Origin of the sequence: Micromonospora carbonacea, from assembly GCF_014205165.1 — a bacterium.
GTDB classification, from domain to species: Bacteria; Actinomycetota; Actinomycetes; order Mycobacteriales; family Micromonosporaceae; genus Micromonospora; species Micromonospora carbonacea.
Window position 1 is genome coordinate 1,763,237 of record NZ_JACHMZ010000001.1, and the last position, 16,058, is coordinate 1,779,294.

The following is a 16,058-nucleotide window of genomic DNA, read 5'->3' on the forward strand; positions in this document are numbered from 1 at the left end:
TTCAGTTGCCGGTCGTGAAACCGGTGATGTCGCCCACCCGGGTGAGCGCCGCGTGCGCGGCGGCCACGATCCGGTCGGGGGTGAAGCCGAACTGCTCGAAGAGCACCGTGTGCGGGGCGCTCGCGCCGTAGTGCTCGATGCTGACGCTCTCGCCGGTGTCGCCGACGATGCCGCGCCACGACATCGCGATGCCCGCCTCCACGCTCACCCGGGCCTTGACCCCGCGCGGCAGGACCGACTCGCGGTACGCCTCGTCCTGCTCGTAGAACCACTCCTGGCACGGCATCGACACCACCCGGGTGGGGGTGCCGTCGGCCTCCAGCCGCTCCCGGGCGGTGAGGCAGAGCTGCACCTCCGAGCCGGTGCCGATGATGATCACCTGCGGCTTGCCGCCCGACGCCTCGGCCAGCACGTAGCCGCCCTTGACGACGCCCTCGGCGCCGGCCAGGGTCGACCGGTCCAGCGTCGGCAGGGCCTGCCGGCTCAGCGCCAGCGCGGTCGGCCGGTCGGTGTGCTCCAGGGCCTGCCGCCACGCCCACGCGGTCTCGTTGGCGTCGGCCGGGCGGACCACGTCCAGGCCGGGGATGGCGCGCAGCGCGGTCAGGTGCTCCACCGGCTGGTGGGTCGGGCCGTCCTCGCCGAGGCCGATCGAGTCGTGCGTCCAGACGTAGACCACCGGCAGCTTCATCAGCGCGGCGAGCCGCACCGACGGGCGCATGTAGTCGCTGAACACCAGGAACGTGCCGCCGTACGGGCGGGTGCCGCCGTGCAGGGCGATGCCGTTGAGGATCGCGCCCATCGCGTGCTCGCGGATGCCGAAGTGCAGCGTGCGGCCGTACTCGTGGCCCGGGAAGTCCTTGGTGGCGTGCACCGCCGGGACGAACGACGGCTCGCCCTTCATGGTGGTGTTGTTGCTCTCGGCCAGGTCGGCCGAGCCGCCCCACAGCTCCGGCAGCACCGGGGCGAGGGCCTCCAGCACCTTGCCGGACGCGGCCCGGGTGGCCACGCCCTTGGCGTCGGCCGGGAACGTCGGCAGCGCCTCGGTCCAGCCCTCCGGCAGCGCCCGCTGCGCCATCCGGTCCCACAGCGCCTTGCGCTCCGGGTTGGCCTCGGCCCAGCCCGCGTACGTCCGCTCCCACTCCTGCTGCGCCGCCGCGCCGCGCTCCAGGACCCGGCGGGCGTGCCCGAGGACGTCCTCGTCGACCTGGAAGCTCTGCGCCGGGTCGAAGCCGAGCAGCTCCTTGGTGGCGGCCACCTCGCTCGCGCCGAGCGCCGAGCCGTGGATCTTGCCGGTGTTCTTCTTGTTGGGCGCGGGCCAGCCGATGATGGTGCGCAGCGCGACGAAGGAGGGTCGGCCGGTCTCGGCCCTCGCCGCCAGCAGCGCCCGGTGCAGCGCCTCGACGTCCTCGTGGTAGTCGCCCTGGTCGGCGTCGCCGGCGCGCCAGTCGACGGTCTGCACGTGCCAGCCGTACGCCTCGTAGCGGGCCGCGACGTCCTCGCTCTTGGCGATGCGGGTGTCGTCCTCGATCGAGATCTCGTTGTCGTCGTAGATCACGCAGAGGTTGCCGAGCTGCTGGTGCCCGGCGAGGGCGCTGGCCTCGTGGGTGATGCCCTCCTCGATGTCGCCGTCGGAGGCGATGCACCACACGTCGTGGTCGAAGACCGACGCGCCCGGCTCGGTCTCCGGGTCGAACAGGCCGCGCTCGCGGCGGGCCGCCATGGCCATGCCGACCGCGTTGCCGAGGCCCTGGCCGAGCGGGCCGGTGGTGGTCTCCACGCCCGGGGTGTGCCCGTGCTCGGGGTGGCCCGGGGTGAGCGAGCCCCACTGCCGCAGCGACTTGAGGTCGTCCAGGGAGAGCGGGTAGCCGGAGAGGAAGAGCTGGATGTAGAGGGTCAGGCTGGAGTGGCCGGCGGAGAGCACGAACCTGTCCCGGCCCGGCCAGTTCGGGTCGGCCGGGTTGTGCCGCATCACGCGGTTGAACAGCAGGTAGGCCGCGGGCGCGAGGCTCATCGCGGTGCCCGGGTGACCGTTGCCGGACTTCTCCACGGCGTCCATGGCCAGCACGCGGACGAGGTCCACGGCCCGGCGGTCGAGGTCGGACCAGTTGAGTGCGGGTTGCTCAGGTCGGTTGGCAGCCACGATGTGTCGTACTCCTCGGCAGTTGGGCGGAACCCTCTCGGATGACCCTATCGAGCGGGGGTAAACCCCCGCCCCGGGATCTGTGCATGCTCTTCTTTACGCGGTTGGGCGTTTCCGCCGTTCAACCGGGGGTGTGACGGTCCGCACCGTGGTCGGGTCGCGCGGGCAGCGAAAACGACGACGCGTAGTGTGTGGGGACGGTGTGTGGGCCCGACGGGTCCGACCGACCCGACTCCCCCTGCCGACGCCGGAAGGTGGCAATCCGTGAGCACGATCACCGAGCGCCCCGTCAGCAACTCTGCCGGGCAGCCGCCGGTGCGCACGGTGCCAGGCGCCCCGGTGGCGCCCCGGCGGGACGTCCGGGCGGTGGTCTCGGCGTACGTCTCGCTGACCAAGCCGCGCATCGTCGAGCTGCTGCTGGTGACCACCGTCCCGGCGATGATGCTCGCCGAGGGCGGGCTGCCGTCGCTGTGGCTGATGGCGGTGGTCCTGGTGGGCGGCTCGCTCGCCGCCGGTGCGGCCAGCGTCCTCAACTGCTACATCGACCGGGACATCGACCAGCTCATGCGGCGCACCAAGCGGCGTCCGCTGCCGACGCACACGGTGTCGCCGCGCAGCGCGCTGGTCTTCGGCCTGGCGCTCGCGGTGGTCTCGGTGACGCTGATGGCGGTGTTCACCAACCTGCTGGCCGCCGGGCTGACCCTGGCCGCGATCGCCTACTACGACCTGGTCTACACGCTGTGGCTGAAGCGGACCACGCCGCAGAACACCTTCTGGGGCGGCGCGTGCGGGGCCGCGCCGGTGCTGATCGGCTGGGCCGCGGTGACCGGCTCGCTGGCCCCGGCGGCGTGGGCGCTGTTCGCGGTGGTCTTCTTCTGGCAGATGCCGCACTTCTATCCGCTCGCGATGAAGTACAAGGCCGACTACGCCCGCGCCGGCATCCCGATGCTGCCGGTGGTGGCCTCGGCCCGCCGGGTCAACGCCGAGATCATCGGCTTCGCCTGGCTGACGCTGCTCTCCTCGCTGGCCGTCTGGCCGCTGGGGATGAGCGCGATCTACGGCGTGACCGCGCTGCTGTCGGGCGGGGTCTTCGTCTACGAGGCGCACCGGCTGTGCCGGCAGGTGGCCTCCGGTGGCGCGGTCCGGCCGATGCGGCTGTTCCACTGGTCGTACGTCTACCTCACCATCCTGTTCGCTGCCGTCGCCGTCGACGCGCTCGTCTGAGCCGTCGATCCGGCGTCCGAGCCATCGATCCGGGGCGACATTCCCGACTTGGGTCGGGCGCGCGCGACTTGTGACGATCGTGTAACTTTGCCAGGCCGCTTTGGCGCACCGAGTCCCCATATAACCGGGCAAAACACCTGTGGTTCTCCTTAAACCACGGGGTAATCGGCATCACAAATAGTTCATGGTTCTCGCACGTCCGGATGGAACTCTGCTTAGGCTTCGCGTCATGGCAGAAGGTTCCGATACGACGCTGACGGCTCAGCAGACCGTCGCCGACCAGACCCCTGACGGCCTGGTCGCGGGCATCAAGTCGTTCGCCGCCGGGCACGGCGGGGCGAAGGCCGTCATCGAGTACGTCGGCAAGCGCGGCGCACGCATCGTCCTCGTCGGCTCCGACGGGGTCTGGGGCGACCAGTTCGCGGACGACACCGTCGTCGCGCGCGAGGCGTGCGCCAGGGCGGGGGTCACCGTCGAGAACGCCTGGGAGCGCGAGCTGATGGACCAGATGCGCCCGAGCAACGACCTCTGGCGGTCGATGGCCCGGCGCACGATGGCCCGTTGACCGACAACTTGACCGACCACCACCAGTCGACCCGGGGGGAACCCCGGGTCGCCATCGTCACCTGCGCCGACCTGCCCGACCTGGAGCCCGACGACCGGCTGCTGCTGGCCCCCCTGGCCGCCCGGGGGATCGCGGCCACCGTCGCCGCCTGGGACGACCCGGCGGCCGACTGGGCCGCGTACGACCTGGTCGTGCTCCGCTCGCCGTGGGACTACGCGCTGCGCCGCGACGAGTTCGTGGCCTGGGCCGACACCGTGCCCCGGCTGGTCAACCCCGCCGACGTGGTGCGCTGGAACACCGACAAGCGCTACCTCGACGAGCTGGCGGCGGCCCACGTGCCCACGGTGCCGACGGGCTGGGTGGCCCCGGGGGAGCCGTGGACGCCCCCCGCCACCGGCGAGCACGTGATCAAGCCGGCGGTCAGCGCCGGCAGCCAGGACACCGGCCGCTACGACCTCGCCGACCCGGAGCACCGCGAGCTGGCCCTGGCCCACCTGCGCCGCCTGTCGGACGCGGGCCGGGTCGCCATGGTCCAGCCGTACCTGACCGCGGTGGACACCGCCGGGGAGACGGCCCTGCTGTTCCTCGCCGGCCCCGACGGGCTCGCCTTCAGCCACGCGATCCGCAAGGGTCCGATGCTCACCGGCCCCGACCTCGGCCCCGACGGGCTCTACAAGGCCGAGGAGATCACCCCCCGCACGGCCACCCCCGCGCAGCTCGCCGTCGCCGAGCGGGTGCTCGCGGCGGTCCCCGGCGGCACGCGGCGGCTGCTCTACGCCCGGGTGGACCTGATCCCCGGCCCGGACGGCGCGCCCGTCCTGGTCGAGCTGGAGCTGACCGAGCCGTCGCTGTTCCTCGGGCACGCCGACGGGGCCCCCGAGCGGCTCGCCGACGCCGTCGTCACCCACCTCGCCCGCCTGCCCCGTCCCCGCTAGGGCGGCCGGGGCGGGGCGTCAGGCGCCGACCGGGACGGGAACCTCGGCCGGCGGCGTCGCGGCCGCCCGGTCCGCCTGGACCGGGCGGCGCTCCCGGGTCGACCACTGCACGGCGAGGGTGGCCAGCAGGACCAGGCACGAGCCGAGCATGTGCGCGCCGACCAGCACGGCGGGCAGGTGGGTGAAGTACTGCACGAAGCCGATCACGCCCTGCCCCAGCTCCACGGCGACCAGCACGACGGCGGCGCGTTCCGCCCGGCGCGCGCCGACCGCGCGGAACGCGAAGACCAGCGCCACCGACAGCCCGACCAGCAGGAACACCCCGTCGGCGTGCACCTGCGAGATCGCCTCCGGGTCGAGGCCGTTGCGGGCCGCGCCGTGGTCGCCCGCGTGCGGGCCGCTGCCGGTGACCCAGGTGCCGATCACCAGCACCGCGGCGCTGACGACGGTGGTGACCAGCGCCAGCGCCCGCAGCGGCCCCGGCACGGTGGGCGTCGCGGGGCCGTCCGGCTCGCCGACGCGCCGCCAGAGCGCGTACGCGGCCGCGATCACCACCATCGAGGCGAGGAAGTGCAGCCCCACCACCCACGGGTTGAGGTTGGTCAGCACGGTGATCCCGCCGATCACCGCCTGCAACGGGATGCCGAACAGCACCGCCACCGCGAGCGGCAGCAGCTCCCGCCGCCGCGCCCCGTGCAGCAGCACCCCCACCACCACGGCGAGGGCGATGAGGCCCACGGCGAAGGTGAGCAGCCGGTTGCCGAACTCGATCACCCCGTGCACGCCCATCTCCTGGGTCGTCGTGTACGACGCGTCGGTGCACCGGGGCCAGGTGGGGCAGCCGAGGCCGGAGGCGGTCAGCCGGACCGCCCCGCCGGTGACCACGATGGCCACGTTCGCAATGATCGAGGCGAGCGCGAGGCGGCGCAGCAGGGTGGCGGAGACCGGGAACCGGACGGATCGCTTCACGGAGCGAATCCTACGCACCGTAGTGGAACCCGATCGGGTGACTCCGGCGCTGCGGTGGTTCGGATCACCGGCACCCGGGTTTGCGGCCCCCGGACGAATTACGTAACGTGGGCGTTGTGAAAAACGCGGCGGCGCTCTCCGGGCAGCAGCCGGCGGCCGGCCCGGTCGCCGGTGCGTCCGCGTCCGCCCGCCCGGAGTCTGCTCCGCCCGCGTCCGGTTCGCCCGGTTCCGCCGCGGCCGACCTGTCGACCCGGGACCGGGTCACCCAGCTCCTGCTGGAGCGCGGGGCGACCACCGCCGGGCAGCTCGGCTCGGCGCTGGGCCTGAGCCCGGCCGCGATCCGCCGGCACCTCGACGCGATGCTCGCCGACGGCGACGTGCTCGCCCGCGAGCAGGCCGTCCGGGGCAGCCGGGGGCGGGGCCGCCCGGCGAAGGTCTTCGTGCTGACCGACGCGGCCCGGGGCCGCTGCGGCACCCACCACTACGACAACATCGCCACCGCCGCGCTGCGCTGGATCTCCCGCAACGGCGGCTCGACCGCGGTGGAGGCGTTCGCCGCCGAGCAGGTCGCCGCCCTGGAGGACCGCTGCCGCGCCGCCATGGAGGACGCCGGCGACGATCCCCTGGCGCGGGCCGAGGCGCTCGCCGGGGCGCTGACCGCCGAGGGCTACGCTGCCAACGCGTCCACGATCGCCTCCGGCGGCCAGCTCTGCCAGCACCACTGCCCGGTGGCGCACGTGGCCGCCGAGTTCCCCCAGCTGTGCGAGGCCGAGACGGCGGTCATCTCCCGTCTGGTCGGCACCCACGTGCAGCGCCTCGCCACCATCGCGCACGGCGACGGGGTGTGCACCACGCACATCCCCGCGCAGTCCCGTAACACCGTCACCACTGTGAGGACAGATAGATGACCGAGCAGATCGTTCAGCCCCTGACCCAGGAGGAGCAGCTCGCCGCCCTCGGTCGCTACGAGTACGGCTGGGCCGACCCCGACGTCGCCGGGGCCGCCGCCCAGCGCGGCCTCAGCGAGGTGGTGGTGCGGGACATCTCGGCGAAGAAGAACGAGCCCGCCTGGATGCTCGACCTGCGACTGAAGGGCCTGCGGCTGTTCGGCCGCAAGCCGATGCCGGCGTGGGGGGCCGACCTCACCGGGATCGACTTCGACAACATCAAGTACTTCGTCCGCTCCACGGAGAAGCAGGCCACCAGCTGGGAGGACCTGCCCGAGGACATCAAGAACACCTACGACCGGCTGGGCATCCCCGAGGCGGAGAAGCAGCGGCTGGTCGCCGGCGTCGCGGCGCAGTACGAGTCCGAGGTCGTCTACCACAAGATCCGCGAGGACCTGGAGGAGCAGGGCGTCGTCTTCCTCGACACCGACACCGCCCTCAAGGAGCACGAGGACATCTTCAAGGAATACTTCGGCACCGTGATCCCGGTCGGCGACAACAAGTTCGCCGCGCTGAACACGTCCGTGTGGTCCGGCGGCTCGTTCATCTACGTGCCGAAGGGCGTGCACGTGGAGATCCCGCTGCAGGCGTACTTCCGGATCAACACCGAGAACATGGGCCAGTTCGAGCGGACCCTGATCATCGTCGACGAGGGCGCGTACGTGCACTACGTCGAGGGCTGCACCGCGCCGCTCTACTCGTCCGACTCGCTGCACAGCGCGGTCGTGGAGATCATCGTCAAGAAGAACGCGCGCTGCCGCTACACGACCATCCAGAACTGGTCGAACAACGTCTACAACCTGGTCACCAAGCGCGCCGTGTGCCACGAGGGCGCGACGATGGAGTGGGTCGACGGCAACATCGGCTCCAAGGTCACCATGAAGTACCCGGCGGTCTACATGACCGGCGAGCACGCCAAGGGCGAGGTGCTCTCGGTGGCCATGGCCGGCGAGGGCCAGCACCAGGACGCGGGCGCGAAGATGGTGCACGCCGCCCCGCACACCTCTTCGACCATCGTGTCGAAGTCGATCGCCCGGGGCGGCGGCCGCACCTCGTACCGGGGCCTGGTGCAGGTGCTGGAGGGCTCGCACAGCAGCCGCAGCACGGTCAAGTGCGACGCGCTGCTGGTCGACACCATCTCCCGCTCCGACACCTACCCGTACGTCGACATCCGCGAGGACGACGTGTCGATGGGGCACGAGGCGACCGTCTCCAAGATCAGCGACGACCAGCTCTTCTACCTGATGAGCCGGGGCCTGAGCGAGGACGAGGCGATGGCGATGATCGTCCGTGGCTTCATCGAGCCGATCGCCAAGGAACTCCCGATGGAGTACGCCCTGGAGCTCAACCGCCTGATCGAGCTCCAGATGGAGGGCGCGGTCGGCTGACGCCGCCGCCCAGCCAGACACCGTCGCCTCAGCACAGACCAAGGAAGAGATGACTACCCAGGCTTCCGCGCCGCCCAGCACCAAGTCGCAGGCGCTCCGCTCGTACGACGTCGCCGACTTCCCGGCCCTCACGGGCCTGGAGGAGGAGTGGCGCTTCACCCCGCTCAAGCGTCTGCGCGGCCTGGTCGGCGGCGACGCGCAGGCCGCCACCGGCGTCGTCCGGCACGAGCACGGCGACCTGCCGGCCGGGGTCACCGTCTCCCGGGCCGGCTCCGACGACCCCCGGGTGGGCAGCGTGCTCACCCCGGTCGACCGGGTCAGCGCCCTGGCGTACGGCGGTGCCGGGCAGGCGTTGCTGGTCGAGGTGGCCCGCGAGGCGGTCGTCGCCGAGCCGGTGCGCCTGCGGGTGGTCGGCGACTCCGCCGAGGGGCTCGCGTTCGGGCACACCTTCGTCGAGGTGGGCCGGTTCGCCGAGGTGACCCTCGTGCTGGAGCACGCCGGCTCGGCCACACTGGCCGACAACGTCGAGGTGTCGGTGGCCGACGGCGCGAAGCTGACCCTGGTCACCGTGGCCGACTGGGCCGCCGACGCCGTGCAGGCCCAGCACCTGAAGATCCGACTGGGTCGGGACGCCAAGGCCGTGCACGTGCAGGTCACCCTCGGCGGCGACCTGGTCCGGCAGTACACCTCGGTGGAGTACACGGGCCGGGGCGGCGAGGCCGAGCTGTACGGGCTCTACTTCGCCGACGGCGGTCAGCACCTGGAGCACCGCCAACTCGTCGACCACAACGTGCCCGACTGCCGCAGCTACGTCGGCTACCGGGGCGCGTTGCAGGGCGCCGACGCGCACACCGTCTGGGTGGGCGACGTGCTGATCGGCGCCGGGGCGACCGGCACCGAGACGTACGAGATCAACCGCAACCTGCTGCTCAGCGACGGCGCCCGGGCCGACTCGGTGCCCAACCTGGAGATCGAGACCGGCGAGATCGCCGGTGCCGGGCACGCGAGCGCGACCGGCCGGTTCGACGACGAGCAGCTGTTCTACCTGATGGCGCGCGGCATCCCGGAGAGCGAGGCCCGCCGCCTCGTCGTCCGCGGCTTCTTCGCCGAGATGATCAACAAGATCCCCGTCGAGGAGCTGCGCGACCGCCTCGGCGACGCCATCGAGGCCCGGCTGGCGAGCGGGAGGAGTGAGCTTGCGAGCCCCGCACTCGCGAGCGAAGACGTCGCTGCGAAGGCGGGCTCCTGATGATCAGGATCTGCGCGGCCGACGACGTGCCGGAGGGCACCGTGGTCAGCGCCGACGTCAACGGCACCCCGATCGCCCTGGTGCACGGCACCGACGGCGAGTTCTACGCCGCCTACGACGAGTGCTCGCACGCCGCCGTGGCCCTCTCCGAGGGCGAGGTCGAGGGCTGCACGCTGGAGTGCTGGCTGCACGGCTCCCGGTTCGACCTGCGCACCGGCGAACCCACCGGGCTGCCCGCCACCGAGCCCGTTCCCGTCTACGCCGTCGAGGTCCGCGACGGCGACATCTACCTTCCCGTGGGCGCCGACGGCCGCCCGACGCCGAGCAATGGAGTGACCCGATAATGAGCACCCTGGAGATCCGCGACCTGAAGGTGTCGGTCAAGCTGCCCGAGGGTGAGCTCAAGCCGATCCTGTCCGGCGTCGACCTGACCGTGCGGTCGGGGGAGACCCACGCGATCATGGGCCCCAACGGCTCCGGCAAGTCCACCCTGGCCTACTCGATCGCCGGCCACCCGAAGTACGAGATCACCGGCGGCTCGGTGACCCTCGACGGCGTCGACGTGCTGGCGATGTCCGTCGACGAGCGGGCCCGCGCCGGCCTCTTCCTGGCCATGCAGTACCCGGTCGAGGTCCCCGGCGTGTCGGTGGCCAACTTCCTGCGCACCGCCAAGACCGCGATCGACGGCGAGGCGCCCAAGCTGCGCACCTGGGGCGGCGAGCTGCGCGGCGCGATGCAGCGCCTCCAGATGGACCCGGCCTTCGCCCAGCGCAACGTCAACGAGGGCTTCTCCGGCGGCGAGAAGAAGCGGCACGAGATCGTGCAGCTGGAGCTGCTCAAGCCGAAGGTGGCGATCCTCGACGAGACCGACTCCGGCCTCGACGTCGACGCGCTGCGCGTGGTCAGCGAGGGGGTCAACCGGGTCCGCGACACCGGGGACACCGGCCTGCTGCTGATCACCCACTACACCCGCATCCTGCGCTACATCAAGCCCGACTTCGTGCACGTCTTCGTCGCCGGCCGGATCGTCGAGCAGGGCGGCCCGGAGCTGGCCGACAAGCTCGAGGACGAGGGCTACGAGCGGTACGTCGCCGGGGCCGGCGCGGCGCGGGCCTGACCGACGATGTCCTCCCTGACCATCCCGGCCGGCATGCCGCAGTTCGACGACGTGCCGCGCTTCGACGTGGCGGCGGTGCGCGCCGACTTCCCGATCCTCGACCGGGAGGTCAACGGGCACCCGCTGGTCTACCTCGACAGCGCGAACACCTCGCACAAGCCGCGGCAGGTGCTCGACGTGCTCGCCGAGCACTACGCGCGGCACAACGCCAACGTGTCGCGCTCGGTGCACACCCTGGGCACCGAGGCGACCGAGGCGTACGAGGGGGCCCGGGCCAAGATCGCCCGGTTCGTCAACGCGCCCAGCGTGGACGAGGTGGTGTTCACCAAGAACTCGACCGAGGCGATCAACCTCGTCGCGTACGCGTTCTCCAACGCCTCGCTGCGCGCCGACGCCGACCCCCGGTTCCGGCTGGGCCCCGGCGACGAGATCGTGATCTCCGAGATGGAGCACCACTCCAACATCGTCCCGTGGCAGCTCCTCGCGGAGCGCACCGGCGCGACCCTGCGCTGGTTCCCGGTCACCGACGCCGGCCGGCTCGACGAGTCCGGGCTGGACGACCTGGTCACCGAGCGGACGAAGATCGTCTCGCTGGTGCACATGTCCAACATCCTCGGCACCGTCAACGCCACCGCCCGGATCACCGCCCGGGTCCGCGAGGTCGGCGCGCTGCTGCTGCTGGACTGCTCGCAGTCCGTGCCGCACCTGCCCATCGACGTGGTCGATCTCGACGCCGACTTCGTCGTCTTCACCGGGCACAAGATGTGCGGCCCGACCGGCATCGGGGTGCTGTGGGGCCGGGGCGAGCTGCTCGCCGCCATGCCCCCGGTCATGGGCGGCGGCTCGATGATCGAGACGGTCACCATGGCCCGGTCGACGTTCGCCGCGCCGCCGGCCCGGTTCGAGGCGGGCACCCCGCCGATCGCCGAGGCGGTGGCGCTCGGCGCGGCGGTGGACTACCTCACCGGCCTGGACATGCGGGCCGTCCAGTGGCACGAGAAGGAGCTGACGGCGTACGCGCTGGACGCCCTCGCCACCGTGCCCGGCCTGCGGATCTTCGGGCCGACCGTGCCGGTGGGCCGGGGCGGGACGATCTCGTTCGCGCTCGGCGACATCCACCCGCACGACGTCGGGCAGGTGCTCGACTCGCTCGGCGTGCAGGTGCGCGTCGGGCACCACTGCGCCAAGCCGGTGTGCACCCGGTTCGGCGTGCCGGCCATGACGCGGGCCTCGTTCTACCTCTACACCACCACGGGCGAGATCGACGCCCTGGTGGGTGGCCTGGAACAGGTGCGGAAGGTGTTCGACTGATGCAGCTCGACCAGCTCTACCAGGAGATCATCCTGGACCACTACAAGCGCCCCCACGGCCGTGGCCTGCGCGACGCCGACGACCCGGCCGACCGGGTCGCCGAGGCGCACCACGTCAACCCGACCTGCGGCGACGAGGTGACCGTCCGGGTCGCCACCGACGGTGTCGTGCTGCACGACGTCTCGTACGACGGCATGGGCTGCTCGATCAGCCAGGCGTCGGCGAGCGTGCTGCACGAGCTGCTGCGCGGCCGGGAGGCGGGGGAGGCGTTCGCCGTGCACGAGGCGTTCGTCGAGTTGATGTCCGGCCGTGGCCAGGTCACGCCGGACGAGGACGTGCTCGGTGACGGGGTGGCGTTCGCGGGTGTCGCGCGCTACCCCGCCCGGGTCAAGTGCGCGCTGCTGCCGTGGATGGCGTTCAAGGACGCCGCGGCACGCGCCGGGGTGGGCGCGAGCCCGGAGGTGAAGGCATGAGTTCTGACCAGACCGCCGGCGCGCCGCAGGACGGCGCGGTGGCGACCGACGCCGCGGTCCCGGCCGCCGGGGGCACCGCCCCGCCGGCCGCCGGCAGCGGTGGCGACGCCGGTGCGGCCGGCGTTGCCGACGCCGCCCCCGCCGCCGGCGGGAAGGCCGCCGTCGCCGACGTGGAGGAGGCGATGAAGGACGTCGTCGACCCCGAGTTGGGCATCAACGTGGTCGACCTCGGCCTGGTCTACGGCGTGCACGTGGACGACGACAACGTGGCCACCCTGGACATGACGCTGACCTCGGCGGCCTGCCCGCTGACCGACGTGATCGAGGACCAGGCCCGGCAGGCGCTGACCACCGGCCCCGGCGGCGGGCTGGTGAACGACATCCGGATCAACTGGGTCTGGCTGCCGCCGTGGGGCCCTGACAAGATCACCGACGAGGGGCGCGACCAGCTCCGCTCCCTCGGTTTCAACGTCTGACACCTCCCGTCGCGGGCGTTCCCGCGGATTCCCGTGGAGCGGGTTCCGTCGAGCGTGTCCCTGCGGGATTCCGTCGAGCGCGGCATCCGTTCCCGGGTGCCGCGCTCGGCCGTGCTTGGCCGCGCTCGGCCGTGCTTGGCCGCGCTCGGCCGTGCTTGGCCGCGCTCGGCCGTGCTTGGCCGCGCTCGGCCGTGCTTGGCCGCTTTCGGCCGTGCTTGGCCGCGCTCGGCCGTGACTTACCCAAGATCGTGCTCGATCGCGGATCGAGTGGTCTGCGATCGCGCCCGAGGCCACTCGATCCAGGATCGAGCGCGACCGGGCCCTCTCGGCCCGCGATAATCCGCTGGTCAGGCAAGCGGTCGGGGCGCACCATGGGCGGGTGATCAAGACGTACCGGATGATGCCCGCCCCTGCCCCGACGGCCGTGGCCGCCTGGCGACAGCGGGCGGTGTCGCCGGCCGCCACGGTCGCGCCCCGCCCGTCGTGACGGGGGCGTTCCTGGCCGGTCTCGCGGCCGGCTACGGCGTCGCCGTGCCCGTCGGCGCGATCGCCGTGCTGATCATGGGGCTCAGCGCGCGGACCTCGTTCCGGGTCGGCGCCGCCGCCGCCCTCGGGGTGGCCACCGCCGACGGCGTCTACGCGGCCGTGGCCACCCTGGGCGGGGCGGCGGTCGCCGGCCTGGTCGCCCCGGTCGCCGGGCCGCTGCGGCTGGTGGCGGCGGCGGTGCTGCTCGCCCTGGCGGTGCGGGGCGCGTGGCAGGCGTGGCATCCCGCTCCGGTGCGTGCGGCGGGTCCGCGGCGTGGCCTGGAGAGCCCCGGTCGGGCCTTCGCCGGCCTGCTGGCGCTGACCATGCTCAACCCGGCGACGGTCGTCTACTTCGCCGCGCTCGTGCTCGCCCGCAACGACGGCCACCGGGTCGGCCCGGCGGCGGCGGTCGCCTTCGTGGCCGGCGCCTTCCTCGCCTCGGCGAGCTGGCAGCTGCTGGTCGCCGGCGGGGGCAGCATGGTCGGCCGGGCCCTCACCGGCCCGCGCGGTCGCCGGATCACCGGCCTGGTGTCCAGCGCGATCATCGCCGCGCTGGCCGTCGCCGTCCTGCTGACCGGCTGACCACGTCCCCGCCGCCTCCCCGCCGTCGCGTCGCCTCCCCGCCGGCTGCGCCGGCCTGATGCTGCCGACCTTGGACAGTTGCCGTTCGAGCGGAACGGCAACTGTCCAAGTTCCGGGGCGGGTGGGGCGGCCGGCCGGTCGCCGGTGCCGTAGGTTCGGGGCCATGAGCAGCAGACCGGCGGCCGGCGGCGGGCGCTGGGTCGAGGTGACGCCGGCCCGCGTCGACCGCTGGGTCGACGGCTTCGCCGACCGGCACGGCCCGCCCACCGAGACGACGCAGGAGTACGGCCTGCTGCTCACCGCCCCGGACGGGGCCACCGCCGCGCTGCACGCCCCGCCGGGCGCGCCGCCCGGGGCCGACGTGCCCACCTTCGTGGCCGCCGCCCGCGCGCCGCGCCGGATCGGTCTGCTGCTCGCCCGCAAGGGCGCGGTGGCCGTCGGCGTCGCCGAGGGGGAGAAGCTGGTCGTGTCGAAGGTGGACACCCGCTACGTGCAGGGCCGCACCGCCGCCGGCGGGTGGTCCCAGCAGCGGTTCGCCCGGCGGCGGGACAACCAGGCGAAGGCGGCCCTCGGCGACGCGGCCGAGCTGGCCGTGCGGCTGCTGCTGCCCGAGGCCGCGCACCTCGCCGCCGTGGTCTGCGGTGGGGACCGGCGGGCGGTGGACACGGTGCTGGCCGACCGGCGGCTCGCCCCGCTCGCCGAGCGGCGCGCCGACCGCCTCCTCGACGTCCCCGAGCCCCGCCTCGCGGTGCTGGTCGACGCGGTCGCCGCCGCCCGCGCCGTCCGGATCCTGGTCCGGGGGTAAGGAAGGGCACCCTGTTAACGCCTTCGGTATAGGAAGGGGCCCCGGCAATCATCCCGCGGCCGGCCGGTCTCGGCGCGGAAAGGGCTCCCCGCCCGGGCCACCGTGACCGGCCCGGGCGGGGAGCCGCCGGGTCAACCGGCGGTGCAGGACCGGATCTGGGGCCGGGCGCTGCTGTTGCCGTTCGTCATCGTGGTGAAGCCGAAGGTGTTGCCGCTGCCGTTGGAGCGCATCGTCATCACGTAGCCGGTGCTGTCCCAGCTGGGGGTGCCGTTCCAGGTGGTGCTGATGCGCTGCGGCGCGGTCACCGCCACGACCACCGTCCAGGGGCTGGCCCCCTGGACCGTCACCGAGGTGTTGTACCGGTCTCCCCAGACGTTGGGGAACGTCGCCGTAGCGGTGCATCCGCCGCCCGGGGGCGGGGTGGTCGGGGACCCGGTCGGCGGCGCGGTGGTCGGCGGCGCAGTGGTCGGCGGCGGGGTGCCGTCCGGGGCCACCGCCCGGCCCGTGCTCGGGGAGATCATGCCCGGGCAGAGGCCGCGGCTGTTCAGGTTGGCCATGATCTGCGGGATCGCGTCGCGGGTGTTCTGGATGCCGTCGTGCATCAGGATCACCTGGCCGGCCTGGAGCCGGCTGGCGTTGGAGACGATCTGGCTGACGCTGGCCCCGTTCCAGTCCTGGGAGTCGACGTCCCAGATCACCTGGCGCAGGCCGAGCGACGAGGCGACCGACTGGAGGGTCGAGTTGGTCTCCCCGTAGGGCGGCCGGAACAGTTGGGGCCGGACGCCGGTCGCCGACTGGATCGCCGAGTTGGTCTGCGAGAGGTCCGACTGCATCTGACTCTGGCTCATCGACGTCATGTGCGCGTGGTTCCAGCTGTGGTTGGCGACCCACATGCCGGCGTCGACCTGGGCCCGTGCGGCGGACGGGTTGCCCTGCACGTTCTGCCCGACGTTGAACATGGTGGCCCGGACGTTGTTGGCCCGGAGCACGGACAGCAGGGCGCCGGTGCTGCCGGTCGGCCCGTCGTCGAAGGTGAGGCCGACGTAGCCGTTGCAGGCTGCGGCGCTGGACGGGGTGGCGGCGACCGCGAGACCGGTCGCTGCCAGCGCCACGGCGGCGGTGGCGAGCACCGCCAGTCGGCGGGCGTGACGTGCTGCTCGGGGTGGGGACGGGCGGCGGGGGCCGCTGATGCTGGCGAACATGCGCAGGTCCTCCCGGGGACGGTGACGTTCGACGATGCTCGACATCAACAGGTGTGGATGGATGTCGTGGTGGCTCGGAGTATTGCAGCGGCATTTCGAACCGGTCAACGAATTCCGGAAGTTTTCGGAAAGTTTTCGAGGGTGGGGGAT

The 16,058-nt window shown here is 72.8% G+C and carries 16 protein-coding genes; 13 read left to right on the forward strand and 3 right to left on the reverse strand.

Going from position 1 to position 16,058, the window contains the following annotated elements; translation table 11 throughout:
* Position 1 precedes the first annotated feature (1 nt).
* Positions 2–2,140, reverse strand: a complete 2,139-nt coding sequence (tkt, locus tag HDA31_RS07960; protein WP_178065760.1) for a transketolase — start codon at positions 2,138–2,140, stop codon at positions 2–4.
* Between the two features lie 264 nt (positions 2,141–2,404).
* Between tkt and HDA31_RS07965 the strand changes: the two genes are divergently transcribed.
* The 3 genes from HDA31_RS07965 to HDA31_RS07975 all read left to right on the forward strand — a co-directional run bounded on the left by HDA31_RS07965 (position 2,405) and on the right by HDA31_RS07975 (position 4,864).
* On the forward strand, positions 2,405–3,364 hold the full coding sequence (locus tag HDA31_RS07965) for a heme o synthase (protein ID WP_178065759.1): 960 nt from the start codon (positions 2,405–2,407) through the stop codon (positions 3,362–3,364).
* A gap of 229 nt (positions 3,365–3,593) precedes the next feature.
* On the forward strand, positions 3,594–3,929 hold the full coding sequence (locus HDA31_RS07970) for a hypothetical protein (RefSeq protein ID WP_074474333.1): 336 nt from the start codon (positions 3,594–3,596) through the stop codon (positions 3,927–3,929).
* 8 nt (positions 3,930–3,937) lie between these two features.
* Positions 3,938–4,864, forward strand: a complete 927-nt coding sequence (locus HDA31_RS07975) for an ATP-grasp domain-containing protein (RefSeq protein ID WP_178067646.1) — start codon at positions 3,938–3,940, stop codon at positions 4,862–4,864.
* 18 nt (positions 4,865–4,882) lie between these two features.
* Here the strand turns inward: HDA31_RS07975 and HDA31_RS07980 are convergent, their stop codons facing one another.
* Positions 4,883–5,851 (reverse strand): COX15/CtaA family protein, encoded by a 969-nt coding sequence (locus tag HDA31_RS07980; RefSeq protein ID WP_178065758.1) that lies wholly within the window; start codon positions 5,849–5,851, stop codon positions 4,883–4,885.
* Positions 5,852–5,949: 98 nt separating this feature from the next.
* On the opposite strand from HDA31_RS07980, the gene HDA31_RS07985 reads away from it, so the two are divergent.
* From HDA31_RS07985 to HDA31_RS08030, 10 genes are all read left to right on the forward strand, one after another.
* On the forward strand, positions 5,950–6,741 hold the full coding sequence (locus HDA31_RS07985; RefSeq protein ID WP_178065757.1) for a helix-turn-helix transcriptional regulator: 792 nt from the start codon (positions 5,950–5,952) through the stop codon (positions 6,739–6,741).
* A complete protein-coding gene (gene sufB, locus HDA31_RS07990) occupies positions 6,738–8,168 on the forward strand; it encodes a Fe-S cluster assembly protein SufB (protein WP_178065756.1) in 1,431 nt (476 codons plus the stop codon). Before HDA31_RS07985 ends, sufB begins: the two co-directional genes overlap by 4 nt.
* 49 nt (positions 8,169–8,217) lie before the next feature.
* Positions 8,218–9,417 (forward strand): Fe-S cluster assembly protein SufD, encoded by a 1,200-nt coding sequence (sufD, locus tag HDA31_RS07995; protein WP_178065755.1) that lies wholly within the window; start codon positions 8,218–8,220, stop codon positions 9,415–9,417.
* Positions 9,417–9,761: a non-heme iron oxygenase ferredoxin subunit gene (locus tag HDA31_RS08000; protein ID WP_178065754.1), complete on the forward strand. Its 345-nt coding sequence runs from the start codon at positions 9,417–9,419 to the stop codon at positions 9,759–9,761. The genes sufD and HDA31_RS08000 overlap by 1 nt, the downstream gene beginning before the upstream one ends.
* Positions 9,761–10,534 carry a Fe-S cluster assembly ATPase SufC gene (sufC, locus tag HDA31_RS08005; protein ID WP_074474328.1) on the forward strand — a complete coding sequence of 258 codons (774 nt, stop codon included), beginning with the start codon at positions 9,761–9,763 and terminating at the stop codon, positions 10,532–10,534. The genes HDA31_RS08000 and sufC overlap by 1 nt, the downstream gene beginning before the upstream one ends.
* A 6-nt stretch (positions 10,535–10,540) precedes the next feature.
* Positions 10,541–11,845 carry a cysteine desulfurase gene (locus tag HDA31_RS08010; RefSeq protein ID WP_074474327.1) on the forward strand — a complete coding sequence of 435 codons (1,305 nt, stop codon included), beginning with the start codon at positions 10,541–10,543 and terminating at the stop codon, positions 11,843–11,845.
* Complete coding sequence (gene sufU / locus HDA31_RS08015; protein WP_074474326.1) at positions 11,845–12,318, forward strand: Fe-S cluster assembly sulfur transfer protein SufU; 474 nt, start codon at positions 11,845–11,847, stop codon at positions 12,316–12,318. The genes HDA31_RS08010 and sufU overlap by 1 nt, the downstream gene beginning before the upstream one ends.
* Entirely contained in the window at positions 12,315–12,794 is a 480-nt protein-coding gene (locus HDA31_RS08020; protein WP_178065753.1) for a metal-sulfur cluster assembly factor, read from the forward strand. Before sufU ends, HDA31_RS08020 begins: the two co-directional genes overlap by 4 nt.
* A 483-nt stretch (positions 12,795–13,277) precedes the next feature.
* The gene (locus HDA31_RS08025) at positions 13,278–13,901 is read left to right on the forward strand and encodes a LysE family transporter (RefSeq protein ID WP_178065752.1); all 624 of its coding nucleotides are present in this window, start codon (positions 13,278–13,280) and stop codon (positions 13,899–13,901) included.
* Positions 13,902–14,064: 163 nt separating this feature from the next.
* Complete coding sequence (locus HDA31_RS08030) at positions 14,065–14,706, forward strand: acVLRF1 family peptidyl-tRNA hydrolase (RefSeq protein ID WP_221486586.1); 642 nt, start codon at positions 14,065–14,067, stop codon at positions 14,704–14,706.
* A gap of 131 nt (positions 14,707–14,837) precedes the next feature.
* Here HDA31_RS08030 and HDA31_RS08035 read toward each other — a convergent pair whose 3' ends face one another.
* Complete coding sequence (locus HDA31_RS08035) at positions 14,838–15,908, reverse strand: polysaccharide deacetylase family protein (RefSeq protein WP_178065751.1); 1,071 nt, start codon at positions 15,906–15,908, stop codon at positions 14,838–14,840.
* Between the last annotated feature and the right edge of the window lie 150 nt (positions 15,909–16,058).

Coding starts and splice junctions, on each gene's coding strand:
- HDA31_RS07970 (WP_074474333.1), top strand. CDS start 3,594: ATGGCAGAAGGTTCCGATACGACGCTGACGGCTCAGCAGACCGTCGCC.
- sufB (WP_178065756.1), top strand. CDS start 6,738: ATGACCGAGCAGATCGTTCAGCCCCTGACCCAGGAGGAGCAGCTCGCC.
- sufD (WP_178065755.1), top strand. CDS start 8,218: ATGACTACCCAGGCTTCCGCGCCGCCCAGCACCAAGTCGCAGGCGCTC.
- HDA31_RS08000 (WP_178065754.1), top strand. CDS start 9,417: ATGATCAGGATCTGCGCGGCCGACGACGTGCCGGAGGGCACCGTGGTC.
- sufC (WP_074474328.1), top strand. CDS start 9,761: ATGAGCACCCTGGAGATCCGCGACCTGAAGGTGTCGGTCAAGCTGCCC.
- HDA31_RS08010 (WP_074474327.1), top strand. CDS start 10,541: ATGTCCTCCCTGACCATCCCGGCCGGCATGCCGCAGTTCGACGACGTG.
- sufU (WP_074474326.1), top strand. CDS start 11,845: ATGCAGCTCGACCAGCTCTACCAGGAGATCATCCTGGACCACTACAAG.
- HDA31_RS08020 (WP_178065753.1), top strand. CDS start 12,315: ATGAGTTCTGACCAGACCGCCGGCGCGCCGCAGGACGGCGCGGTGGCG.
- HDA31_RS08030 (WP_221486586.1), top strand. CDS start 14,065: ATGAGCAGCAGACCGGCGGCCGGCGGCGGGCGCTGGGTCGAGGTGACG.
- HDA31_RS08035 (WP_178065751.1), bottom strand. CDS start 15,908: ATGTTCGCCAGCATCAGCGGCCCCCGCCGCCCGTCCCCACCCCGAGCA.